Origin of the sequence: Pseudoduganella ginsengisoli, from assembly GCF_009720865.1 — a bacterium.
Lineage (GTDB): Bacteria > Pseudomonadota > Gammaproteobacteria > Burkholderiales > Burkholderiaceae_D > Rugamonas > Rugamonas ginsengisoli.
Map to the genome: position 1 here is coordinate 1 of NZ_WNLA01000015.1, position 23,116 is coordinate 23,116.

Genomic DNA, 23,116 nt, shown 5'->3' on the forward strand with positions numbered 1-23,116 from the left:
GAAGGGGTACCGGTAGCGCAGCGGCCGAGCCCTGCGCTACCGGTACCCCTTCGGCGCCACCGGCGCCGGGGCGAAAGGCCAGCATGCGCAGCAGTGTCATCGAGAAGCCCGCGTATTCATCTGGCGCCAGGCCCAGTTCATTGCGGCCATGGACGGCGATCTGGTAATACAGCTGCACTTCTTCCGCATCGAATTCACCGGCCAGGCGCACGATGTCCGCATATTCCGGCAAATCCGTGGGTACGGCGGCCGGCACGGTTTGCGCCAGCGCGATCCGGTGCAGCAGCGTGCCCAGGTCTTGCAGCGCACCGTTATATGACAGGCTGCGCGACGCCATTTCATCGGCCACGGCCAGCAAGTCGGCGCCATCCTGTTTCGCCAGCGCGTCCAGCAGGCGCACCAGGTACGACTGGTCCAGCGCGCCCAGCATGCCCTGCACGGAATCAAGCGTGACTTCACCGGCTGCATAGGCAATCGCCTGGTCCGTCAGCGACAAGGCGTCGCGCATGGAACCGTGCGCGCCTTGCGCCAGCAGGCGCAGCGCGGGCTGCTCGAACGGCACGTTTTCCTGGCCGAGGATATTGGCCAGGTGGCCGACGATGTGACCCGGCGGCATCTGCTTCAAATTGAATTGCAGGCAGCGCGACAGCACGGTCACGGGTATTTTTTGCGGGTCCGTTGTCGCCAGGATGAACTTCACGTGTTCCGGCGGCTCTTCCAGCGTCTTCAGCATCGAGTTGAACGCGTGGTTGGTCAGCATGTGCACCTCGTCGATCATATAGACCTTGAAGCGCGCATTCGACGGCGCGTACACCGCCTGCTCCAGCAACTGCGCCATTTCATCGACACCGCGGTTCGACGCCGCGTCCATCTCTATATAGTCAACGAAGCGGCCGCCATCGATTGCCTGGCATGCTTCGCACTGGCCGCACGGCGTGGCCGTGATGCCGCCCGTGCCATCCGGGCCGGTACAGTTGAGCGATTTGGCCAGGATCCGCGATAACGTGGTCTTGCCGACGCCGCGCGTGCCGGTGAACAGGTAGGCGTGATGCAGCCTGCCCGTGTTCAGCGCATGCGTGAGCGCGCGCACGACGTGCTCCTGGCCGACGAGCGTTTCAAAGTTCCGGGGACGGTATTTGCGAGCGAGGACTTGATAAGACATGCGGGCAATTTTACCACGCACGGCAGCGCGGACTTTGGCAATGTTGCCTGAAGCGCATAGGGCGAAAAAAAAGCTGCACGGGGCAGCTGTTTTTTCTTTCATAAGAGGCGAGCCTGATCTGCGGCACTTGCGGTGAACGGCTGTGGCTGCTTCGTTCCCGACCTGACCAGGTTGACCATGCCGCAATGCGCAGGGGCCCGCCGGACGCCATTATAACCGCTCCGGCGGAAACGTGGGAGGCCGGCTGCGTGATTCCGTTAAATTCCCAAACTTTCCCAGATGCTATCGACCTTGGATTTGACTTCCGGCGTCATGGCAATGGTCGTGCCCCACTCGCGGTTCGTCTCGCCCGGCCACTTGTTGGTGGCGTCGATGCCCATCTTGCTGCCGAGGCCACTGATGGGCGACGCGAAGTCCAGGTAGTCAATTGGCGTGTTATCGACCAAGGTGGTGTCGCGGACCGGATCGACGCGGGTGGTAATGGCCCAGATCACTTCTTTCCAGTCGCGGATATTGACGTCTTCATCCACCACGACAATGAACTTCGTATACATGAACTGGCGCAGGAAGCTCCACACGCCAAACATCACGCGCTTTGCGTGGCCCGCATATTGTTTGCGGATTTGCACGACGGCCATGCGGTAGCTGCAGCCTTCCGGCGGCAAATAAAAGTCCGTGATTTCCGTGAACTGCTTTTGCAGCAGCGGCACGAACACTTCATTCAGCGCCAGGCCCAGCACGGCCGGTTCATCCGGCGGCTTGCCGGTGTACGTCGAGTGGTAAATCGGGTCGCGCCGCATCGTGATGCGGTCAATGGTGAAGACCGGGAACCAGTCCTGCTCATTGTAATAGCCGGTGTGGTCGCCATACGGGCCTTCCAGCGCATGCTCATAGCCGGACGGGTGATTTTCATCCGGATAGATATGCCCTTCCAGCACGATTTCCGCCGACGCGGGCACGCGCAATTCACTGCCGATGGCTTTCACGAGCTCCGTGCGGCTGCCGCGCAGCAGGCCGGCGAACTGATATTCAGATAACGTATCCGGCACCGGCGTCACCGCGCCCAGGATCGTGGCGGGATCGGCGCCCAGCGCCACCGCCACCGGATACGGTTTACCTTTGTTTTGCACGGCGTGTTCGCGGAAATCCAGCGCCCCGCCCCGGTGCGCCAGCCAGCGCATGATGACTTTATTACGGCCCAGCACTTGCTGGCGGTAGATGCCCAGGTTCTGGCGCTTCTTGTTGGGGCCCTTGGTAATCACCAGGCCCCACGTAATCAGCGGTGCGATATCGCCTGGCCAGCAATGCTGGATCGGCAGGCGCGACAAATCCACGTCATTGCCCTCCCAGACGATTTCCTGGCAAGGCGCGCCGCGCAGTTCTTTCGGCGACATGTCCCATACGGCTTTCACCAGCGAGCCCATGCCCATCAAATCCTTGAACCCCTTCGGCGGTTCCGGCTCTTTCAAGCGCGCCAGCACGTGGCCGATCTTGCGCAATTCACTGACATCTTCCGCCCCCATGCCCAGCGCCACGCGGCGCGGCGTACCGAACAAATTACCCAGCACAGGCATGTCAAAACCGGCAGGTTTGTGAAACAGCAGCGCGGGTCCGCCAGCCCGTAATGTGCGGTCGCAAACCTCCGTCATCTCCAAATTCGGTGAAACAGGGGTTAAAACAGGCTTAAGTTCGCCCATTCGTTGCAGTTGAGAAATAAAATCACGCAGATCGGTGTACTTCATATTTTTTTACGATTTTTTCGCTTTGGACAGCCGTATTGAGGTTTTTCAGACAAGTGTTTGATTTTATTAGTTTTTGCTGCACTGCACCTCAAAATCCTATATCAATAAGTTATAAAGAACAATTTTGTTAGTATTGACGTGATATAAAACGGCTTCTACAATTCGCCTTACTTGAACAGGGGACATGGCCAGATCGCCAACTTAGTTGTCACCCATTCATTCACCGGAGTCGGGGCTCCACAAACATTTTAAGGAGTGTTTTCTTTAGGCGTCTGCCTTACCCCCCGAGAAAAGTTGTATTGCGGACTGTCCCGCTTACCTGCCCAGGCACCAGGTAACGACAGCTCAGGCAAGCAATGATGGCGTTCCACGGCTGCTCACGGCAGCGTTGAACGATGATATTTCTGATGCACGGCATTGGCACATCAAAAAAAACAACTGCGTGGCTGATAACACGCGGTGGGGATGCGCTCGTTACGGACATTTCAGGGGAGTTCTATGACTAATCGCACTACCAGGGTGGCTGCCGCCGCCCGCCAGCTGGCCTCGGTGGCCAATAGCATGGCGAAGTCGCGCGTTACCGTGCGCAGCCTGCTGACTACCGCCCAGCATACGATGACCATTTGCGGCGTGACCGCGCTGGTCATGCTTGCAGTACTGTACGTCCGCCCGGACCTGGCTCATGCCCTGAGCAAGACCCTGGCGCCTCAACAGGCAGTGGAAACAGCCACCGTAACGGCCCCGCCGCTGACCGCGCTGATGGAAGCGCCGGCCGTGCAGGCAGCTTCTTCGGAAGCGCCCATGACGGCAGAAGAAAAGAAGTTGATGGGTTCGAAGAAGCAGCAAGAGTGGGTCACCACTTGGCTGTCCAAGCGTTACCGTGTAGCAAGCGATGCGACCAATATGCTGGTCTCGACCGCCTACCTGACGGCGCGCGAAATCAAACTGGATCCGCTGCTGATCCTGGCTGTAATGGCGATTGAATCCGGCTTGAATCCGTTCGCGGAAAGCCCGATGGGCGCGCAAGGCTTGATGCAAGTGATGTCGAAGGTACACCACGACAAATTCCAGGACATGGGCGGCGTGCAAGCTGCGCTGAACCCGGTAGCCAACATCCGTGTGGGCTCGCTGATCCTGAAGGATTACGTGACCCGCGGCGGTTCCGTAGAAGCCGGCCTGAAATCGTACGTGGGCGCCGCGGCATTTGACACGGACGAAGGCTATGGCTCCAAAGTCCTGGCTGAGTACAAGAAGCTGCAGCAGGTTTCCAGCGGCAAGAAGGTGCCGACCACCAACCCGGTGCTGATCGCGACCCCTGCCCCGGCAGTCAAAGCGTCGGAGCCAGCAGTGGCTTCCGCGAAAATTTCTGATTCGCAACTGGCCGGCCTGTAAGCCGGGCTGCCTGACAGTCAAAAACCACCTGCGGGTGGTTTTTTTTATCTACTTCCAGAAACCGTGATGCGGAACGGACGCTTCGTCTTCCAGCAGCGGCCCCACGACGCCAATCGGGCGCTGGCCCCGCGCAAACACTTCCCGGCACGGCAGTGAGAACGTGGGGTTTTCAGGGTGGGCGCCCGTCAATTCCAGCAGCCTGTGTTCGGACAATGCGTAGACGACACGCCCCACATTGGTCCAGTACACGGCGCCCGCGCACATGCAGCATGGTTCCGCACTGGTAAACAACGTGGACTTCGCCATTTGCTCGGGACTGAGCACCTTGGCGGCTGCCGCCACCGCCAATAATTCCGCGTGCTGCGTCGGATCGCCGGGCGGCATCGAATTATTACCGGCGCGCGCCACGACACGGCCATGTTCATCGGCCACCAGTGCGGCAAATGGATGGCGCCCCCGGTTGCGCGAATCCGCTGACAGGGCGATGGTTTCACGCAGCAGCGCGAGGTCGGTGGAGCTGACGTTTTCTGTGCTCATATATATATGTCTCCGTGGATGGTGGCTATACGCCCATCTTAATCCCGGCCTCCTCCATCACTATCATGGCAAACCACCTGCCCCTATAAGCAAAAAGCCACCTCAACCTTGCGGCGGGTGGCTTTGCCTATCCAGACAACAGCAATTAACGCTTCTTGTCCGCATCCACTTCGTCCGGACGCAGTTTGCCAGCCAGCTTGTCCAGCACGCCGTTGACATACTTGTGGCCATCGATACCGCCAAACGACTTGGTCAGCTCAACCGCTTCGTTGATGACGACACGGTATGGGATTTCAGGGTGGTTCTTGAACTCGTAAGCGCCAATCAGCAGCACTGCGTGCTCGATCGGCGACAGTTCGGCAACGCCGCGGTCAACCAGCGGCGCAAACGTTTCGCGCAGTTCGACAGAATCTGCGATGGTGCCGCGCAGCAGATTGGCAAAGAATTCCGCGTCGGCCTTGTCGAAACCATGCGCATTGCGGATGTTGTTGACCACCTTGGTCGACTCTTCATTGTTCAGCAGCCACTGGTACAAGCCTTGCAGCGCGAACTCGCGCGCGCGGTGGCGCGGCGTGCGGTTCTTGCTTGGATTGGCGTGGGAGGATTTATCGGTCATGTTGTTACCTGTCTTAAAAATGGAAAAAGACCGCCAGCCGGCGAATAGACTCGGCTGCGGTCTTTCTGGGCCAAAAGCTTACTCGTCGTAGCCCGCGTCTTGCTGCAACTCTTCCAGCGCGATGGACAGATTGGCCATCTCCACTGCCACGCGGGCAGCTTCCGCGCCTTTGACCGCCATACGCACTTCAGCCTGCTCATCGTTTTCCGTGGTCAGGATCGCGTTAGCGATAGGAATGCCGAAGTCCAGGCTGATGCGGGTGATGCCCGCGCCGGATTCATTCGACACCAGTTCGAAGTGGTACGTTTCGCCGCGGATGATGGCGCCCAGCGCGATCAGTGCGTCGAATTGCTGGGATTCAGCCAGCTTTTGCAAGATCAGCGGCACTTCCAGCGCACCGGGCACGGTCACGTGCAGCACGTCTTCGTCCGCCACGCCCAGGTGTTTCAGTTCAGCCAGGCAAGCGGACAGCAAGCCGTGGCAAACGTCTTCGTTAAAACGGGCTTGAACGATGCCGACGCGCAAGCCTTCGCCGGACAGATTGGTTTCGTAGCTTCCTACAGTCATGGCAGCCTCTTAGATATATGATGTTGTTTGATAAACAGTTTACGCGGCAGGTTTCGCCACGTATCCCGTCACTTCCAGGTCGAAACCAGTCGCCATCGATGGCATCTTACGCGGGCTGGCCAGCAATTTCATCTTGCGCACGCCGACAGCGCGCAAAATTTGTGCGCCGATACCGTAGCTGCGCAGATCCATGCTGGCTGCGCGGCCCGCCGGACGCTGCGCCGGCTGGTCCAGTGCTGCGAACTGGTTGAAGAACTGCTCGGCAGTTTCTTCGCAATTGAGCAGCACGACGACACCCTGCGGCGAATCCTTGATGGCCTTCAGCGACGAGGAAATCGTCCACGAGTGCGTGGTGGCTTCCGATTCCAGCAAGTCCAGGATCGACACCGGCTGGTGCACGCGCACCAGTGATTCCTGGTTCTGGTCCATGGAGCCATGGACCAGCGCCAGGTGCGCGGAACCGGTCGGCGTATCGCGGAAAGCAATCATGCGGAACTCGCCGCTGGCAGTTTTCAGCGTGCGCTCCGCCACGCGCTCGACGATGCATTCATTGCGGCTGCGGTAATGGATCAGGTCAGCAATGGTGCCGATTTTCAAATCATGTTCTTTTGCAAATTCCAGCAAGTCCGGCAGGCGCGCCATGGTGCCATCGTCCTTGACGATTTCGCAAATCACGGACGCCGGGGTCAGGCCCGCCATGGCCGTCAAATCGCAGCCCGCTTCCGTATGGCCGGCGCGCATCAGCACACCGCCTTTGACAGCGCGCAGCGGGAAAATGTGGCCCGGCTGGACGATATCGGAAGGTTTTGCATTTTTTGCCACGGCCACCTGGATGGTCCTGGCGCGGTCGGCCGCGGAAATACCGGTGGTGACACCTTCCGCGGCTTCGATCGATTGCGTGAAGTTGGTGCCGAACGACGTACCGTTACGGGCCGTCATCATCGACAGGTCCAGCTGCTTGCAGCGCTCTTCGGTCAGGGTCAGGCAGACCAGGCCGCGCGCATACTTGATCATGAAATTGATGGCTTCCGGCGTCACGAAGTCCGCTGCGAGCACCAGGTCGCCCTCATTTTCACGGTCTTCCTCGTCCACGAGAATGACCATGCGGCCTGCGCGCAATTCGGCAACAATTTCTTCGGTGCTGGAGATAGACATTGCTTATCCTTGGTTTCGAGTTTCCTTAACCCTCTATTTTAAAGGATTTGGCGCATCTCAACCTGAATTCCCCCTCGGAATGGCGGCTACCCTGAAGTGCGCCTATTAAACAGGCAGCAAGGTAGCATCAAGCATGACCAAAGACATGCAGATGGAGATACCAAGCATGCCCGCCCGAGACCAGGAACCGCAGGAACACGCACTGCAGCAAGGCGCCGCCCGCACCGTGCTGGTGGTCGACGATCGTCCCACCAACCGCGAATTCCTGTTGACCTTGCTAGGTTTCACGCCGCACAGGCTGCTGCAGGCCGGCGACGGCGCGCAAGCGCTGGAACTGACGCGGCGCGAGCGGCCCGATTTGATCATCACGGATTTGCTGATGCCGACCATGGACGGCTATGCGTTTACGCAGGAATTGCGCAACGATCCCACGCTGTGCCACATCCCCGTGATCTTTTTCAGCGCCACCTATTCATGCCAGGAAATGCATGCGATGGCCGCCGCGTGCGGCGTGCGCACGGTGCTGTCGAAACCGGCCGATCCGCAAACCATACTCGATGCGGTCAGCGAAGAACTGGGGCTGCATGCCGAAGCGCCGCAAGCCATCCCGCCAGCCTTGCAGGACAGCGGCGCCGCCTCCGCCCCCCTGCACGCCGCGGAACCGCCTGCGTCCGCGCTGGCCGATGCCACCGAGGCGCTGGCCATCGCCAATGAGCTGGTGGCGCTGGGCTTGCGCCTGAGCAGCGAACGCGATGGCGCCGAGATGGCCAAGGTATTCACGGAGACGGCCGCCCACATCCTGAAAGCGGAATGCATTGCCCTGTGCCTGCTGGACGGCCAGGAGCAGGTGGTGCAGCACCTGGCTACGCACGGCGTGGACCCGGCCGTCCTCTGCGGCCATGCGCTGGACCGCGGCACCTTGCCCGGCTCCCTGCTCGACGCGCACCACGTGGTGCGCCTTGCCGCGTCCGATGGCCCGATGGACAACCTGCCGCCAGGCCACCCGCCCGTGCGCAATTTATTGGGCATGGCCCTGAGGGACCGCTACAACCTGTACGGCTGGCTGTATTTCGCGGGCCGCCATAACCAGCCGGAATTCACGGAGCAGGACGTACACACGGCCTCCACGCTGGCGGCGCAGCTGACGGTCGCCTATTACAGCCTGAATTTGTACCAGGTGGTGCAGCGCCATGCGGCGCAACTGCAGATGGAAGCGAGCGCGCGGCGCGATGCCGACCTGGCGCTGCGCGCCAGTGAAAACCGCTACCGCGCCATGAGCGAATCGGCGCCGGACGCCATCGTCACGCTGGACCATGATTTGCACATCCTGCACTTCAACCGGGCCGCCGTCGCCATGTTCGGCTATACGGAAACGGAGATGCTGGGCCAGAGCGTCATGCTGCTGATGCCGGAGCGCTACCGCAACAAGGCGCGCATGCGTTATGAACAATTCCGCCTCACCACCGAGCCGTATTACAGCGGCCGCGTGGCGGAAGTGCATGGACGGCGCAAGAATGGCGAAGAATTCATTGCCGAGCAATCGCTGTCGATCGTCCACGTGGACGGCAAGCAGATGTTCACCGCCATCCTGCGCGACACGACGCAGCGGCGCCAGATGGAAAGCCGCCTGCGCATGTCCGCCATGGTGTTCGACAATACGCAGGAAAGCATCACCACCACCGATGCCGACTGCAGGATCATCGGCGTCAATCCCGCGTTTGAACAAATCACCGGCTACAAGGAGCGCGAGGTACTGGGCCGCAATCCCAGCCTGCTGCATTCCGGCCGCCACGACAGCGCGTTTTACCGCGCCATGTGGGCCAGCCTGGAAAACACGGGCCAGTGGCGCGGTGAAATCTGGAACCGCCGCAAGAATGGCCAGGTCTACCCGGAGCGCATGAGCATTTGCGCCGTGCGCGACCCGCACGGCAATATCAGCGCTTATGTGTCCGTGTCGTCCGATATCAGTGCGCTGAAGGAAGCCCACCACCAGCTGGACTTCCTGGCCAACCACGATCCCCTCACCTTGCTGCCGAACCGCAACCTGCTGAACGACCGGCTGCAGCTGGCGATGGCCGCCGCGGGACATGATGGCGCCATGGTGGCCGTGGTGCTGTTCAATGTCGACCGGCTGCAGCGCATCAACGACAGCATGGGCCACGATGCGGGCGACGCGCTGCTGCAGGCCATGGCGCGGCGGCTGAACCGCATCGTCACGCCGGGCGACACGCTGGCCCACCTGGGCGCCGATGAGTTCGCGCTGATGCTGACCAAGTGCAAACAGCCCGACGACGTCATCGTGGCGGCGCGCCAGCTGATGGAGGAAATCGCCCGCCCCGTGCATTTGCAGGGACAGGATATCTATGTAACGGCCAGCGTCGGCATCAGCATTTATCCGCGCGATGGCGCCACCGCCAGCGCGCTGCTCATTGGCGCGGACGTGGCGCTGTCGCACGTGAAGGAAGCGGGCCGCAACGGCTTCCGTTTCTTCACGGGCGAAATGAATGCGCACGCGCAGCGCTTCATGTCGCTGGAAAGGCATTTGCGGCATGCGATCGAACGCAATGAATTGACGCTGCTGTATCAGCCGCAAGTGTCGCTGTCCGATGGCCGCATCAGCGGCATGGAAGCGCTGCTGCGCTGGCACAGTCCGGAGCTGGGCATGGTGCCGCCGTCGGACTTTATCCCGCTGGCGGAAGACACGGGCCAAATCATTGAAATCGGCGCATGGGTGCTGCAGCAGGCTTGCGACCAGAACAAGGCGTGGCAGCAGGCGGGCCTGGTGCCGCTGCCGGTGGCCGTCAATGTCTCGGCGCGCCAGCTCTCCGCCGGCAACCTGCCTGCCACCGTGCGCACAGCGCTGGCAGCGTCCGGGCTGGCGCCGGAATGCCTGGAAATCGAACTGACGGAAAGCATCATGATGCAGGATGCGGAAGCCGTGCAGGCGCAATTGTCGGAACTGGCGCAGATGGGCGTGTCCGTGTCGCTGGACGATTTCGGCACCGGCTATTCATCGCTGGGCTACCTGTCGCGCTTCACGCTCGACAAATTAAAAATCGACCAGACCTTTGTCCGCAACATTACGTGCGAACCGCGCAGCGCCGCCATTGCACAAGCGACCATCGCGCTGGCCCACGGGCTGGACCTGGTGGTGGTGGCCGAAGGCGTGGAAACACCAGGCCAGCTGAATTACCTGCGCAGTATCGGCTGCGACAAAATCCAGGGCTACCTGTTCAGCAAACCATTGGCGGCCGCCGATTTTGGCGCCCTGCTGCGCGAAGGGCGCACCTTGATGCAGGAAAACCTGGCGCTGGTGCCGGCGCGCACGCTGCTGCTGGTCGATGACGAACCGGGCGCCGCCTATGCGATGGCACGGCTGTTCCGGCGCGAAGGCTACCGCATCGTGGTCGCACACAGCGGCCGCGAAGCGCTGGAATTGCTGGCCACGCAAGCTGCGCAAGTCATCGTATCCGACCAGCGCATGCCGGACATGCCGGGCGCGGAATTTTTAGCCCGCGCCCGCGAACTGTATCCGCAGACGGTGCGCATCTTGCTGTCCGGCTATACCGACATCAAAACCGTGACAGACGCCGTCAACCGGGGCGCCGTGTATAAATGCGTGGCCAAGCCCTGGGACGATGCTGAATTAAAGGCAACGGTCCACGCGGCATTCCGGCAGGCCGAACAGGGCGAGCGGCGTGCTGGTTGACTCACTCATAACAGCTATCTCAATTTGGAATACATTCCATGAAGAATTATATAGTTGGCGCTATACCCGTTGCGGCATAGTATCGATTTCCTCGCATCACATCCTGCCATGATGACAACCACCTACACTCCCCGCCTGCTGTGGCAATTGGGCGCCGAACTGGGCGAAGGCCCATTGTGGCTGCCAGAACAACAGCGCTTATATTTCGTCAATTTGATTCCCGGCGTGCTGCACGCATATGACGCGGACGGTTCCACGCACAGTTGGCAATTGCCGACATCGATTTGCTGGATCGTGCCCCGCGCCGATGGCGACGGCTTTATGGCCGGCCTCAAGGATGGCATCGTGCGCCTGTGGCTGGAGCCGGAACTGCGCGTGCAATACGTGCACCAGCCCGTGCAAGACCGGCACGGCGTGCGCCTGAACGACGCCAAGGCCGATGCGCAGGGACGGCTGTGGGCCGGCACCTTGAACGGCAACGACAAGAGCCGCCCGGACGGCCAGCTGTTCCGCCTTGACCCGGATGGCGCACTGCACGTGGCGCTCGACGATTACCGCATTTGCAACGGCCCCGCGTTCAGCCCGGACGGCAAGACGCTGTACCACAATGACAGCTTCATCGACCGTACCTTTGCATACGACATCCGCGGCGATGGCACGCTGGGCGAAGCGCGCCTGTGGAAGACCTATGGCGGCGAATATGGCTCGCCGGACGGCATGACGGTCGATTCAGAAGGCTGCGTATGGGTCGCGCAATGGGGCGGCAGCCGCGTGTGCCGCTACAGCCCGGAAGGCGAATTGCTGGCCACCGTGGCCATGCCGGTATCGCAGCCCGCATCGTGCGTGCTGGGCGGCCCGGATTACAAGACACTGTTCATCACGACGGCCTGGGAAGGCTTGAGCGATGAACAGCGCGCCAGGGAGCCGCTGGCCGGCGGCCTGTTTGCCGTGGACGTCGACGTGCCAGGCGTCCCTCCCGCGCGCTACGGCCGTCCATAATCGAACACCCGCTTTGCCAGGGCGGCCCATGCGGCCGCCCTTGTCTTTTTTGACAACGTTTTTCGCATAACCATACGCGCCGCCGCCGCATATCGATAGACAGCCGCGCGGCATAAGCTTGCGCGATCATATTCGTTCCCCCGCCCGCTTCCCCTCCCTACACTCGGCATCACCAGCTACTCATTACCTGTCATGACAGGTCAGCTCAGATGCCGAATGAATTCCTGAAATCCGAATTACTCGCACCCGTCCCGCTGCACGCACAAGTGCGCGAACGGATCCGCGAACGCATCCTCGACGGCAGCTACGCCATCCACGCGCAGCTGCCGCCGGAAAGCACCTTGTGTGCGCTGTTCGGCGTGTCCCGCATTACCGTGCGCCAGGCGCTGGGCGACTTGCACAAGGAAGGCTTGATCTTCAAGGTGCCCGGCAAAGGCACGTTTGTCGCCAAGCCCAAGGCATTCCAGGAATTGACGCAGCTGGAAGGTTTTGCGCAAGCGATGGCGCGGCTGGGCCACAGCATCCGCAACGTGGTGGCCGGCCACAGTGCCGTGCCAGCCAGCGCCGCCGTGGCGCAACAGCTGGGCATCGCAACCGGTACGCATGTATCGGAAATCCGCCGCATCCGCTGCCTGAACGGCGAACCGCTGTCGGTGGAATGCACGTATCTGCCGCTGCACATCGGCGAACGGCTGCGCAGCGCCGACCTGGCGCAGCGCGACATTTTCCTGATCCTGGAAAACGATTACGGCATCCAACTGGGCCACGCCGACTTGCGCATCGATGCCGTGGCAGCCGACGCCGCGCTGGCCGAAGCGCTGCGCGTGGCCGAGGGCAGCGCCATCTTGCGCATCGAGCGGCTGACGCACAGCGTAGCCGCCGATGGCAGCGCCGTGCCCCTGGACTTTGAATACCTGTACTTCCGCGGCGACGCCTTTCAATACCGGCTCCGCATCAACAAGGACTAATTATGCAACCCCAAACCATTACTCAGACAGTCGACGTGCTGGTCATCGGAGGCGGCACGGCCGGCCCGATGGCGGCCGTCAAGGCCAAAGAATCGAACCCCGCACTCAAAGTCCTGCTGCTGGAAAAAGCCAACGTGCGCCGCAGCGGCGCCATTTCCATGGGCATGGATGGCTTGAACAATGCCGTCGTACCGGGCTTCGCCACGCCAGAACAATATGTGAAAGAAATCACGACGGCCAATGACGGCATCGTCAACCAGGCTACTGTGATGGCGTATGCGCAGGGCAGCTTCCCCATGATCGAAGAACTGGACAGCTGGGGTGTGAAATTTGAAAAAGATGAAAACGGCGACTATGCGATGCGCAAGGTGCACCACATGGGTACGTATGTGTTGCCGATGCCGGAAGGCCACGACATCAAGAAAGTGCTGTACCGGCGCCTGAAACGGGCGCGCGTGGACATCACGAACCGCCTGGTGGCGACGCGCCTGCTGACGGCCGAAGATGGCGCCATTGCCGGCGCCATGGCGTTTGATTGCCGCACGGGCGACTTCCACGTGATCCGCGCCAAGGCCGTCGTACTGGCCACCGGCGCAGCAGGCCGCCTGGGATTGCCATCGTCCGGCTACCTGTTCGGCACGTACGAAAACCCCACCAATGCGGGCGATGGCTACAGCATGGCGTACCACGCGGGGGCGGAACTGTCAGGCATTGAATGCTTCCAGATCAACCCTTTGATCAAGGATTACAACGGCCCCGCGTGCGCTTACGTCACGGGACCGTTCGGCGGCTATACGACTAACGCCAAAGGCGAGCGCTTCATCGAATGCGACTATTGGAGCGGCCAGATGATGCAAGAGTTTTATAACGAACTGCAAGGCGGCAACGGCCCCGTGTTCCTCAAGCTGGACCACCTGGCCGAAGAAACCATCAGCACCATCGAACATATCCTGCACACCAACGAGCGCCCCAGCCGCGGACGTTTCCACGAAGGGCGCGGCACCGACTACCGCGCGCAAATGGTGGAAATGCATATCTCGGAAATCGGCTTGTGCAGCGGCCACTCGGCATCCGGTGTGTGGGTTGATGAACACGCGGCCACCACGGTGCCCGGCCTGTATGCGGCAGGCGACCTGGCGTGCGTACCCCATAACTACATGCTGGGCGCCTTCGTGTACGGCAAGCTGGCTGGGGAAAGCGCAGCACAGCGCTGCGCGCAAACCACCCTGCCCGATGCCGATGAAGCACAGATCGCAGCGGAGCGCGATCGCGTGTGGGCGCCATTGCAGCGCAAAGATGGGCTGCCGCCGCAGCAAGTGGAATACAAGCTGCGCCGCATGGTCAACGATTACCTGCAGCCGCCGAAAGTCACGCGCAAGATGGAACTGGGCCTGGCCCGTTTTGAAGCCATCCGTGCGGACCTGGACCGCATCGCCGCCACCAATCCGCATGAATTGATGCGGGCCATGGAAGTGCACGCGATCCGCGATTGCGCGGAAATGGCGGCACGCGCTTCGCTGTACCGCACGGAGAGCCGCTGGGGCCTGTACCACAACCGCGCCGATTACCCGCAGCGCAACGATGCCGAATGGTTCGTCCACGTGCAGCTGAAAAAGACCGATGGCGAAATGACGTGCTTCAAGCGCCCGGTCGCGCCGTACATCGTGCCGCTGGACGATGAGGAAAAGACCGCCTACCAGCGCCTGCGCGTGCAGCGCGCCGCGCCAGCAACACCAGTAACCGCGGCCCCCATCTCTTCTCCATTAGCCGCCTGAAAGGAACACATGACTACCGCCTACATCCCGGCCAGCGTGCCGGTCCGTGTCAACGACGACCTGTGCATTGCCCACAAGGGCTGCACCGTCTGCGTCGACGTCTGCCCGCTCGACGTGCTGGCCATCGATATGGTCAAAGGCAAGGCTTACATGAAGTACGACGAATGCTGGTATTGCATGCCATGCGAAAAAGATTGCCCGACTGGCGCCGTTACGGTCGATATCCCCTATTTGTTACGCTGAAAAGGAATTGCCATGCTGAAGAAACTGCTGCCCCTGCTGCTGTCTACTGTCGCCTTGTCAGCCAATGCTGAAACCATCCGTATCGCCATCGGCACGCAAGACACGACCATCAATTGCGCCACCGGCGGCTTGCTCATCCGTGAACTGAAACTGCTGGAAAAATATTTGCCGAAAGATGGCAAGTACAAGGATGCGCAATATGACATCCAGTGGAAAAACTTCACATCCGGCGCACCGCTGACCAATGAAATGGTGGCGGGCAAGCTCGATATCGGTTCCATGGCGGACTTCCCTGGCTCGTTCAACGGGGCCGCCTTCCAGAAGGCGGGCCGCCAGAGCCAGTTCATCACCGTGCTGTCCGGCAGTACGCAAGGCAGCGGCAACGGCATCGTGGTGCCGAAAGCATCAAGCATCCAGTCGCTGGCCGAATTGAAGGGCAAGACCATCTCCGTACCCTTTGCTTCCACGGCCCATGGCATGCTGCTGCGCGCCGTCAAAGCGCAAGGCTGGACACCGGACCGCGACGTCACCATCGTCACACAAGCGCCGGAAGTGGCGGGATCGGCGCTGCAAGCCAACAAGATCGATGCGCACGCCGACTTCGTGCCGTTCGCGGAACTGTTCCCGCACCGCGGCTATGCGCGCAAGATTTATGACGGCTCGCAAGCCAATGCGCCGACCCTGCACGGCAGCCTGGTCGACACGGATTTTGCGAAAAAATATCCGGAAATTGTCGTCGCCTTCCTGCGCGCCGCCATTGAAGCAGACCGCCTAGTGACGGCCGAACCGGAAAAGTACAGCGAACTGATTGCCAAGGTGACGGGTATTGAAGCGGAAATCAATTACCTGTTCCATGGCCCGCTGGGTTTGCAGACGCGCGACTTCACGTGGAAGCCGGAATACCGCCAGGCTGTGCAAACGTCGATAGAAACCTTGCGCCTGATGAAGCGCACGGAAACCGACCTGGATCCGAAAACCTTCATCAATGACCAGTATCTGCGCACGGCCTTTAAACAGGCGGGCCTCGATTACGACGCGCAGCTGAAACACTATGGCCGCCATCCGCTGGCTGCGAAAGACGCCGTGACCGGCAAAGCCATCACGGACTTCAAGCAGGTGGCGCAAGTGTGGGTCGAAGGCGAACCGCTGGTGCGCAGCTACGCCACGGCAACCACGGCGTTTGCAGAACTGGGCAAGCTGGAAAAAGCCGGCAAGAAGGTGCGCGTGGTCTATGCCCATGACCGCAACACGGGCTTGAAACTGCTGGCCGAAGATGCGTGGTTCGTCGCGGGCAAGAATGAAGTCAGCAGCTTCCTGCAAAAGGATGCGGCGGAAGCGTGGGCGAAAAAGAATGGCGGCAAGGTGCTGGACTTTAACGCCGCCAAGGCCGGTGCATAAGCGGAGGAATGTATGAGCCACTCAGCCGCATCGACGGCGCTGCCCGGCGCCTCGTCCACAGGTGAAGCAGCCGCAGCGCTGGCGCTGCGCGCAGCATCGCTGGCCTTGTGCCTGCTGGCCTGGCACTGGGCGTCCACCCGCAGGCTGGACCTGGGTGTGATCACCTTCGTCAATGTCCCGGCGCCGCTGGACGTGCTGCGCGCCGCATGGGACTTGCTGCAATCGCCGCTGCTGGCCAAACACGTGGGCGCCAGCGTGGCGCGCGTATTTGGCGGCTTCATTGCCGCCGCCGTGGCCGGCGTCGTGCTGGGACTGGCCATCGGCCGCTCGCGCCGCGCGGGCCACTTGCTGATGCCGCCGCTGGAAATGCTGCGCCCCATCCCTGCCGTCGCGTGGATACCGCTGGCGATCCTGATGTTCCCGTCGTCGGAAATGTCGATGGTGTTCATCACGTTCACGGGCGCCCTGTTCCCCATCTTGCTCAATACCGTGCATGGCGTGGAACAGATCGATGCCCGCCTGCTGGCATCGGCGCGCAGCCTGGGCGCGCAACGCCTGGCGCTGTTTGCGGAAGTCGTGCTGCCCGGCGCCGCGCCCGGCATCGTGACAGGGCTGGCCATCGGCATGGGCACGGCATGGTTTTGCCTCGTGACGGCGGAAATGATTTCCGGACAGTTCGGCATCGGCTATTACACGTGGGCGTCGTACACGGTGCAAAACTATGCGGACATCGTGGTCGGCATGCTGTTTATCGGCGTATTCGGCATGGGCAGCAGCGCGTTGGTCCGCAAACTGGGCGCGCTGGCCACACCATGGAAGGAAGAAAAATGACGACAAATATTGCAACGCTGCGCGGCGGCGTGAAAATCGACCGCCTGCGGCTCGTGCTGGGCCAGGGCGCCCGCGCATTTGAAGCCGTGCAAGACGTGTCGCTGGATATCGCGCCCGGCGAATTCATTTGCCTGCTGGGGCCATCGGGCTGCGGCAAATCCACGCTGCTGGGCGCGCTGGCGGGCCACATCCCTGCCAGCAGCGGCAGCATCACGGTCGATGGCACGGCCATCAGCGGCCCGCATCCGGAGCGCGGGCTCGTATTCCAGCAACACACTTTATTTCCATGGAAATCCGTGCTGGCCAACGTGGCATTTGGCCTGAAAATGCAAGGTGTGGCGCGCAAGGAACGGGAAGCGCGGGCGCGCGAATTGATTGCGCTGGTGGGACTGGAAGGCTTTGAACAGCACTATCCGTCGCAACTGTCGGGCGGCATGCGCCAGCGGGTGGAAATTGCCCGCGTGCTCATTACGCATCCGCGCGTGATGCTGATGGATGAACCGTTTGGCGCACTGGATGCGCAAACGCGGCTGATGATGCAGCACTTGCTGCTCGACGTGTGGGCCCGCATCCGCACCACCATTGTATTCATCACGCACGATATCGATGAAGCACTGTTCCTGGCGGACCGCATCTTCGTCATGAGCCCCCGCCCGGGCCGCATCGTCGAAGAATTGCGGCTGGACTTTGAACGCCCGCGCGGCGCCGGCCTTGTCACATCGCCTGAATTTACGCGCCTGAAGCGGCATTGCCTGGATTTGCTGCACCCTGAAGCCCATCCACAGCCGCTGGCGCGCCTGAGCCCACTGGGCCCCCCTATCGAACAATTACAAAGGAAGACTGCATGACCACCCTGTTGAACGACGATCCGGAATTGCTGGCGCGGCTGCACGCCGGCGACAGCGGCATCCGCCGCCTGGCGCTGCTGGAACTGGCGGATTTCGCCGGCGATGAGCACAGCCCGCTGTTCATTGCCGCGCTGAGCGACGCGCACGCCGACGTGCGCCTGGAAGCGGCGCGCGCACTGGAGGCACTGGAAAGCCCGGCATCCGCCCATGCGCTGGCGCTGGCCCTGAACGACAGCGATGAAGCAGTGCGCCAGGCTGCGGCGCAGGCATTATCGGAATTAAAACAGCCGGCATCGGCTGGCCCGCTGCTGGCGCTGCTGGCGCCGCAAGCAGGCGCCGGCGCCTGGACGCCATTCGCCCGCGCCGCCCTGCTGCGCGCATTGCGGGAATTGCGCGCACCCGGCAGCCTGGAACCCGGCCTGCTGGCGCTGGGCGATGTGGACGCCGCCGTACGGCGCGAAGCCGTCGCTGTATTGGGCTGGCTGAAACACCCGTCCGCGCTGGCGCCGCTGGGCGCGCTGGCGGGCAATGACCCGTCGCCGGACGTGCGGCGCGCCGCCATCGGCGCGCTGGGTTTCGCCAACGGAGCGCCAGACACGTATGCAGTGCTGGACACCGTGCGCTCGGCGCTGCTGGCCGGGCTGGTCGACGTATCGTGGCAAGTGCGTGAAGAAGCCGCCGGTGTGCTGGGCAAGCTGGCCGTGCCGGGCGCCGGCGACGCGCTGCTGCCGCTGCTGGACGACCCGTACTGGCAAGTGCGCCTGCGCGCAGCCCGCAGCCTGGGACGTTTGCGCCATGAAGCGGCCATAGCGCCGCTGGCGCTGGCACTGCAAAACACGGTGGCCAATTTGCGCAAGGAAGCCGCGCTGGCGCTGGGTGAAATCCGCCTGGCGCAGGCGCTGCCCGCACTGGCCGCGGTGGAAGACGATCCCGACCCGGAAGTGCGCAAATCCGCGCGGCTGGCTATCCGCCAGATCCAGTTGCAGCAAAGTGCGCCGGAGGCGGCATGACCATTACCAGCCTGCGCAACGACAAATCGCGCCGCGTATTGGAACTGGGCCATGACGATGGCGCCACGGCGGAAATCAGCCATCAGGCGCTGCGATCCGGCTGCCGCTGTTCCGGCTGCACCGCCGTGCGGCGCGCCGGCGGCGCCGTGGACGTTGACGCGGCCATTGCACTGGAACAGATTACGCCCGTGGGCGTCTATGGCGTACAGCTGACCTTCAGCGATGGCCACGACCGGGGCATTTATCCGTGGCAGTTGCTGCTTGAGTTATCGGAAATACAAGCGGCATAAGGGCGTCCACTCTGGAGCGATGATGGCAAAAATGGTATAAAGGGGCATGTCCAGCAAAACCGCTCCTCCCATTCTTCCTGCATCCACTGGCGCTGAATCCGAAGCGGCGCCGCGCCGGCGCGGACGTCCCGCCAAGAGCGAACAGGATAGCCTGCGGGGGGAATTGATCCGCAAGTCGGCGCATTTGTTCCGCACGCAAGGCTACGACAACACGACCGTACGGGATATTGCAGCGGCAGCGGGCATCCATTCCGGCAGCTGGTTTTACCACTTCAAGTCCAAGCAGGAAATCCTGGCCGCCGTGATGGAACACGGCATGCACGAATCGCTGGCGCGCATTGAAGAAATCGCGCCCCATACGCTGCCGCCCCGTGCCGCCCTGCACCGGCTGGTCGAAGTGCACTTGCATAACGTACTGGCGCCCAACCATGATTTCATTCCCGTGCTGCTGTATGAATGGCGCTCATTGGACCAGCCGTCGCGTGAACGCATCATTAAGCTGAAAGACCGCTACGAAGCCGTGTGGGATGAAGTCATTGACCGCCTGCATACGTCTGGCGACTGGGCCATGCCGACCCGTTTCGACCGGCTGCTGATGTTCGGCGCCCTGAGCTGGACGGCCCAGTGGTACAAGCCGGGCCGCACGACATTGGAAGACCTGGCGGCACAAGCCGTGCAATTCATCTTGCGCACACCCGCCAAAGCTTGAACGCGGTCAGGCGCTGATCCCGTTTGCCACGGCGACTTGCACCAGCAACTGGCCCGGCGCAGCCTGGTCGCCCACCTTTACTTGCAAGGTTTCCAATACGCCGTCGCAAGGCGCCAGCAGCCTGTGTTCCATTTTCATGGCTTCCATCACGGCCACCACCTGCCCGGCCTGAACGGCTTCGCCCGGCGCCACGGGCAACGCCGCAATGCGGCCATTCATCGGCGCGGTAATGCGGCCATGCGGCGCCTGGGCAGTCCGCTTGCCCACTGTTGCCGGTGGCGCCACGCTGGCTGTATGGTCGGCGCCGTCAAGCATGAATAGGACGCGTTCCGGCGTGGCGCACCATGCCAGCGGCAACGGTTTGCCATCCGCCAGCACTTGCCATGATTCCCCCTTGCCACAGATGAGTTGCAAACGGTGGCTGCCTGCCTCCCACGTGTCTGCGTCCAGCTGGCGCAGCGTAACCGCACAAGGCGCGCCATCGAGCACGATGCGCCACGTGCGGCTTCCCGCCGCACTGTTGGACCAGCCTTGCAAAGCCTGCGGCCAGCGCGCCGCATGCTGCCGGCCATGCCGCCATGCCAGCAGCACTGCCGCAACGCACGCCGGTATTGACGGCGCTTCGTCCGCCGGCGCCGCGCGCTCGAATAATGTATCGGCACGGCGCGCAATAAAATCCGTCGTGGCGCGGCCCGCGGCAAATTCTTCGTCGGCCACGCAGCGGGCAAGGAAAGCGCGGTTGCTGGCCAGGCCCAGCAACACGGTCTCGCCCAGCGCGCGCCGCATGCTGCGCAGCGCCGCCGCGCGGCTGGGGCCGTGGCAGACGATCTTGGCCAGCATGGAATCGTAATACGGCGGCACCGCCACGCCATCGCCCAGCGCATGGTCGCAGCGCACGTCGGCCGGCGCCTGCCAGCGCAGCACAGTCCCGCTCTGCGGCAGGAAGCCTTGCTGCGCATCTTCCGCGCACAGCCGCACTTCAATGGCATGGCCGCCCGCCGCGCGGCGCGCGTCGATTTCCTCTTGCGTCAGCGGTAACGGCAAGCCCGCCGCCACGCGCAATTGCCATTCGACGAGGTCGATACCCAGCACGGCTTCCGTCACGGCGTGTTCCACCTGCAAACGGGTGTTCATTTCCATGAAGTGGAAGCCGCCCTGCGCATCAAGCAGGAACTCCAGTGTGCCCGCCCCCCGGTAGCCGATGGCCCGCGCCGCCGCCACCGCCACTTCCCCCATGCGGGCACGCAGCGCCCGATCAACAGCAGGCGACGGTGTTTCTTCAATGAGTTTTTGATGGCGGCGCTGCACGGAACAGTCGCGTTCACCCATATGCACGGCATGGCCATGGTGGTCGGCAAATACCTGGATTTCAATGTGGCGTGGCGACACGACGGCCTTTTCCAGGATCAGCCCCGCATTGCCGAAAGCATGCTGCGCTTCGGAACGGGCCGCGGCCAGCGCGGACGGCAATTCCGCCGCATGGTCCACCTTGCGCATACCGCGCCCGCCGCCACCGGCCGACGCTTTCACCATTAATGGAAAGCCGATGCGCCCCCCTTCCGCGATCAGCCGCGCATCCGACTGGTCATCGCCGTCATAACCGGGAATGCAAGGCACGCCCGCATCGCGCATCAATTGCTTGGCGCCCGCCTTGCTGCCCATCGCGGCAATGGCCCGCGCCGGCGGTCCAATGAAGACCAGGCCCGCGTCATGGCACGCTTGCGCAAAGCCGGCCTGCTCGGCCAGGAAACCGTAGCCGGGATGGATGGCTTGCGCGCCGGAGCGGCGTGCCGCTTCCAGCAGCGCGGCCATATTCAAGTACGAATCGGCTGGCTGCGGGCCGCCGATTCGCAGCGCCATATCGGCCGCCAGGCAGTGCGGCGCTCCCGCATCCGCGTCCGAATACACCGCCACCGTGCGGTAACCCAGCCTGCGCGCCGTGCGCATGATGCGCACGGCGATTTCCCCGCGGTTGGCAATGAGGAGGGTGTCAAAGGCCGTCATGCTTTACGGCCCGGCAAGATATCCATGTACTTGCAAATAATGCCCAGCATGACTTCATCGGCGCCGCCGCCTATCGACGTCAGGCGGCCATCGCGGTAAAAGCGCGACACCAGGTTATCCAGGGTAAAGCCCATGCCGCCCCAGAATTGCATGCACGTGTCAGGCACCTGGCGCGCCAGGCGCCCTGCTTTGAGCTTGGCCATCGATGCCAGTTCCGTCACGTCCTGCTCCGCCACGTACAGTTCGCACGCCCGGTACAGCAAGGCGCGTAGCGCTTCAACTTCGGTTTTCAATTCCGCCAGCTTGAAATGCACCCATTGCTGGTCCAGCACAGAGGAACCAAACAGCTTGCGCTCACGCGCGTAGGCAATGGTTTGATCGATGCAGTTTTCCGTTGCCTGCACCATACTGGCCGCGCACCACATGCGTTCTTCCTGGAATTGCAGCATCTGGTACGTAAACCCTTTGCCCTCGTCGCCGATGCGGTAGTGCTGCGGCACGCGCACGTCGTCAAAGTGGATCAAGCCCGTGTCGGAAGAATTCATGCCGATTTTGCGGATCTTCCTGCCCACAGAAATGCCTGGCGTATCCATCGGCACGATGATCAGCGACTTATTGCGGTGCGGCGGATCGTCCGACGTATTGGCCAACAGGCACATCCAGTCGGCCTGCAAGCTGTTGGTGATCCACATCTTGCTGCCATTGATGATGTAATCGCCGCCATCCTTGCGCGCCGTGGTCTTGATAGCCGCCACGTCGGAACCGGCCGATGGTTCGGACACGCCCACGCACGCCACCATATCCCCGCTGATAGCCGGCGCGAGGAATCGTTCGCGCAGCGCATCGGAACCAAAGCGCGCCAGCGCCGGCGTGGCCATGTCCGTTTGTACGCCAATGGCCATCGGCACGCCGCCGCAATGGATGTGGCCCAGCGTCTCCGCCATGACGACGGAATACGAATAATCGAGTCCCAGGCCGCCATAGGCTGCAGGTTTGCACAGGCCGAGCAAGCCCAGGCTACCCATCTTCTTGAACAATGCCTTGGCAGGGAAGATCTCGGCCGCTTCCCATTCATCGACATGGGGATTGATTTCCTCATCGATAAAACGCTTCAGGTTGCGCTGCAGTTCCTGGTGTTCGTGCGTCAATTGCATGCTGGTC

Annotated in this window: 20 protein-coding genes and 1 other RNA gene; 12 read left to right on the top strand and 9 right to left on the bottom strand. The window is 62.0% G+C overall.

Annotated elements, in window-relative coordinates:
- The 3 genes from dnaX to ubiD form a co-directional block, all read right to left on the bottom strand.
- The coding region (gene dnaX / locus GM668_RS19825) for a DNA polymerase III subunit gamma/tau (protein ID WP_155440695.1) at nt 1–1,162 on the bottom strand (1,162 nt) is incomplete at its 3' end.
- Between the two features lie 103 nt (nt 1,163–1,265).
- Nucleotides 1,266–1,364, bottom strand: an RNA gene (ffs, locus tag GM668_RS19830) — signal recognition particle sRNA small type.
- Between the two features lie 55 nt (nt 1,365–1,419).
- Nucleotides 1,420–2,904 (bottom strand): 4-hydroxy-3-polyprenylbenzoate decarboxylase, encoded by a 1,485-nt coding sequence (ubiD, locus tag GM668_RS19835; RefSeq protein WP_155440696.1) that lies wholly within the window; start codon nt 2,902–2,904, stop codon nt 1,420–1,422.
- A 498-nt stretch (nt 2,905–3,402) separates the two neighbouring features.
- Here ubiD and GM668_RS19840 point away from each other — a divergent pair, with 498 nt between their 5' ends.
- The gene (locus GM668_RS19840; protein WP_155440697.1) at nt 3,403–4,296 is read left to right on the top strand and encodes a transglycosylase SLT domain-containing protein; all 894 of its coding nucleotides are present in this window, start codon (nt 3,403–3,405) and stop codon (nt 4,294–4,296) included.
- Nucleotides 4,297–4,344: 48 nt separating this feature from the next.
- Here the strand turns inward: GM668_RS19840 and GM668_RS19845 are convergent, their stop codons facing one another.
- From GM668_RS19845 to ribBA, 4 genes are all read right to left on the bottom strand, one after another.
- On the bottom strand, nt 4,345–4,833 hold the full coding sequence (locus tag GM668_RS19845) for a nucleoside deaminase (protein WP_155440698.1): 489 nt from the start codon (nt 4,831–4,833) through the stop codon (nt 4,345–4,347).
- 145 nt (nt 4,834–4,978) lie between these two features.
- Nucleotides 4,979–5,449, bottom strand: a complete 471-nt coding sequence (gene nusB / locus GM668_RS19850) for a transcription antitermination factor NusB (protein WP_155440699.1) — start codon at nt 5,447–5,449, stop codon at nt 4,979–4,981.
- A 78-nt stretch (nt 5,450–5,527) separates the two neighbouring features.
- Nucleotides 5,528–6,016, bottom strand: coding sequence for a 6,7-dimethyl-8-ribityllumazine synthase (ribH, locus tag GM668_RS19855; RefSeq protein ID WP_155440700.1), 489 nt, complete (start codon nt 6,014–6,016; stop codon nt 5,528–5,530).
- Between the two features lie 39 nt (nt 6,017–6,055).
- A complete protein-coding gene (gene ribBA, locus GM668_RS19860) occupies nt 6,056–7,171 on the bottom strand; it encodes a bifunctional 3,4-dihydroxy-2-butanone-4-phosphate synthase/GTP cyclohydrolase II (RefSeq protein WP_155440701.1) in 1,116 nt (371 codons plus the stop codon).
- Between the two features lie 166 nt (nt 7,172–7,337).
- On the opposite strand from ribBA, the gene GM668_RS19865 reads away from it, so the two are divergent.
- The 11 genes from GM668_RS19865 (at nt 7,338) to GM668_RS19915 (ending at nt 19,951) form a co-directional block, all read left to right on the top strand.
- Nucleotides 7,338–10,880: an EAL domain-containing protein gene (locus GM668_RS19865; RefSeq protein WP_170305724.1), complete on the top strand. Its 3,543-nt coding sequence runs from the start codon at nt 7,338–7,340 to the stop codon at nt 10,878–10,880.
- A 108-nt stretch (nt 10,881–10,988) separates the two neighbouring features.
- Nucleotides 10,989–11,879, top strand: a complete 891-nt coding sequence (locus tag GM668_RS19870) for an SMP-30/gluconolactonase/LRE family protein (RefSeq protein WP_229499584.1) — start codon at nt 10,989–10,991, stop codon at nt 11,877–11,879.
- Between the two features lie 209 nt (nt 11,880–12,088).
- A complete protein-coding gene (locus GM668_RS19875) occupies nt 12,089–12,847 on the top strand; it encodes a GntR family transcriptional regulator (RefSeq protein WP_155440703.1) in 759 nt (252 codons plus the stop codon).
- A gap of 2 nt (nt 12,848–12,849) precedes the next feature.
- Nucleotides 12,850–14,622, top strand: a complete 1,773-nt coding sequence (locus GM668_RS19880; protein WP_155440704.1) for a fumarate reductase/succinate dehydrogenase flavoprotein subunit — start codon at nt 12,850–12,852, stop codon at nt 14,620–14,622.
- A 9-nt stretch (nt 14,623–14,631) separates the two neighbouring features.
- The gene (locus GM668_RS19885; protein ID WP_154373745.1) at nt 14,632–14,865 is read left to right on the top strand and encodes a 4Fe-4S dicluster domain-containing protein; all 234 of its coding nucleotides are present in this window, start codon (nt 14,632–14,634) and stop codon (nt 14,863–14,865) included.
- 12 nt (nt 14,866–14,877) lie between these two features.
- Nucleotides 14,878–16,263 carry an ABC transporter substrate-binding protein gene (locus GM668_RS19890; RefSeq protein WP_155440705.1) on the top strand — a complete coding sequence of 462 codons (1,386 nt, stop codon included), beginning with the start codon at nt 14,878–14,880 and terminating at the stop codon, nt 16,261–16,263.
- A gap of 12 nt (nt 16,264–16,275) precedes the next feature.
- Complete coding sequence (locus GM668_RS19895) at nt 16,276–17,094, top strand: ABC transporter permease (protein WP_155440706.1); 819 nt, start codon at nt 16,276–16,278, stop codon at nt 17,092–17,094.
- Nucleotides 17,091–17,942, top strand: a complete 852-nt coding sequence (locus tag GM668_RS19900; RefSeq protein WP_155440707.1) for an ABC transporter ATP-binding protein — start codon at nt 17,091–17,093, stop codon at nt 17,940–17,942. The genes GM668_RS19895 and GM668_RS19900 overlap by 4 nt, the downstream gene beginning before the upstream one ends.
- Nucleotides 17,939–18,952 (top strand): HEAT repeat domain-containing protein, encoded by a 1,014-nt coding sequence (locus GM668_RS19905; protein WP_155440708.1) that lies wholly within the window; start codon nt 17,939–17,941, stop codon nt 18,950–18,952. The genes GM668_RS19900 and GM668_RS19905 overlap by 4 nt, the downstream gene beginning before the upstream one ends.
- Complete coding sequence (locus GM668_RS19910) at nt 18,949–19,242, top strand: DUF971 domain-containing protein (RefSeq protein ID WP_155440709.1); 294 nt, start codon at nt 18,949–18,951, stop codon at nt 19,240–19,242. Before GM668_RS19905 ends, GM668_RS19910 begins: the two co-directional genes overlap by 4 nt.
- A 46-nt stretch (nt 19,243–19,288) precedes the next feature.
- Nucleotides 19,289–19,951 (top strand): TetR/AcrR family transcriptional regulator, encoded by a 663-nt coding sequence (locus tag GM668_RS19915; RefSeq protein WP_155440710.1) that lies wholly within the window; start codon nt 19,289–19,291, stop codon nt 19,949–19,951.
- A 6-nt stretch (nt 19,952–19,957) separates the two neighbouring features.
- Here the strand turns inward: GM668_RS19915 and GM668_RS19920 are convergent, their stop codons facing one another.
- A complete protein-coding gene (locus GM668_RS19920; RefSeq protein ID WP_155440711.1) occupies nt 19,958–21,955 on the bottom strand; it encodes an ATP-binding protein in 1,998 nt (665 codons plus the stop codon).
- Nucleotides 21,952–23,109: an acyl-CoA dehydrogenase family protein gene (locus GM668_RS19925; protein ID WP_155440712.1), complete on the bottom strand. Its 1,158-nt coding sequence runs from the start codon at nt 23,107–23,109 to the stop codon at nt 21,952–21,954. Before GM668_RS19925 ends, GM668_RS19920 begins: the two co-directional genes overlap by 4 nt.
- Nucleotides 23,110–23,116: the final 7 nt, after the last annotated feature.

What these genes read in the sequence shown, in the direction of transcription:
- ubiD (WP_155440696.1), bottom strand. Translation starts at nt 2,904, where the DNA reads ATGAAGTACACCGATCTGCGTGATTTTATTTCTCAACTGCAACGAATG.
- GM668_RS19840 (WP_155440697.1), top strand. Translation starts at nt 3,403, where the DNA reads ATGACTAATCGCACTACCAGGGTGGCTGCCGCCGCCCGCCAGCTGGCC.
- GM668_RS19845 (WP_155440698.1), bottom strand. Translation starts at nt 4,833, where the DNA reads ATGAGCACAGAAAACGTCAGCTCCACCGACCTCGCGCTGCTGCGTGAA.
- nusB (WP_155440699.1), bottom strand. Translation starts at nt 5,449, where the DNA reads ATGACCGATAAATCCTCCCACGCCAATCCAAGCAAGAACCGCACGCCG.
- ribH (WP_155440700.1), bottom strand. Translation starts at nt 6,016, where the DNA reads ATGACTGTAGGAAGCTACGAAACCAATCTGTCCGGCGAAGGCTTGCGC.
- ribBA (WP_155440701.1), bottom strand. Translation starts at nt 7,171, where the DNA reads ATGTCTATCTCCAGCACCGAAGAAATTGTTGCCGAATTGCGCGCAGGC.
- GM668_RS19865 (WP_170305724.1), top strand. Translation starts at nt 7,338, where the DNA reads ATGCCCGCCCGAGACCAGGAACCGCAGGAACACGCACTGCAGCAAGGC.
- GM668_RS19870 (WP_229499584.1), top strand. Translation starts at nt 10,989, where the DNA reads ATGATGACAACCACCTACACTCCCCGCCTGCTGTGGCAATTGGGCGCC.
- GM668_RS19875 (WP_155440703.1), top strand. Translation starts at nt 12,089, where the DNA reads ATGCCGAATGAATTCCTGAAATCCGAATTACTCGCACCCGTCCCGCTG.
- GM668_RS19880 (WP_155440704.1), top strand. Translation starts at nt 12,850, where the DNA reads ATGCAACCCCAAACCATTACTCAGACAGTCGACGTGCTGGTCATCGGA.
- GM668_RS19885 (WP_154373745.1), top strand. Translation starts at nt 14,632, where the DNA reads ATGACTACCGCCTACATCCCGGCCAGCGTGCCGGTCCGTGTCAACGAC.
- GM668_RS19890 (WP_155440705.1), top strand. Translation starts at nt 14,878, where the DNA reads ATGCTGAAGAAACTGCTGCCCCTGCTGCTGTCTACTGTCGCCTTGTCA.
- GM668_RS19895 (WP_155440706.1), top strand. Translation starts at nt 16,276, where the DNA reads ATGAGCCACTCAGCCGCATCGACGGCGCTGCCCGGCGCCTCGTCCACA.
- GM668_RS19900 (WP_155440707.1), top strand. Translation starts at nt 17,091, where the DNA reads ATGACGACAAATATTGCAACGCTGCGCGGCGGCGTGAAAATCGACCGC.
- GM668_RS19905 (WP_155440708.1), top strand. Translation starts at nt 17,939, where the DNA reads ATGACCACCCTGTTGAACGACGATCCGGAATTGCTGGCGCGGCTGCAC.
- GM668_RS19910 (WP_155440709.1), top strand. Translation starts at nt 18,949, where the DNA reads ATGACCATTACCAGCCTGCGCAACGACAAATCGCGCCGCGTATTGGAA.
- GM668_RS19915 (WP_155440710.1), top strand. Translation starts at nt 19,289, where the DNA reads ATGTCCAGCAAAACCGCTCCTCCCATTCTTCCTGCATCCACTGGCGCT.
- GM668_RS19920 (WP_155440711.1), bottom strand. Translation starts at nt 21,955, where the DNA reads ATGACGGCCTTTGACACCCTCCTCATTGCCAACCGCGGGGAAATCGCC.
- GM668_RS19925 (WP_155440712.1), bottom strand. Translation starts at nt 23,109, where the DNA reads ATGCAATTGACGCACGAACACCAGGAACTGCAGCGCAACCTGAAGCGT.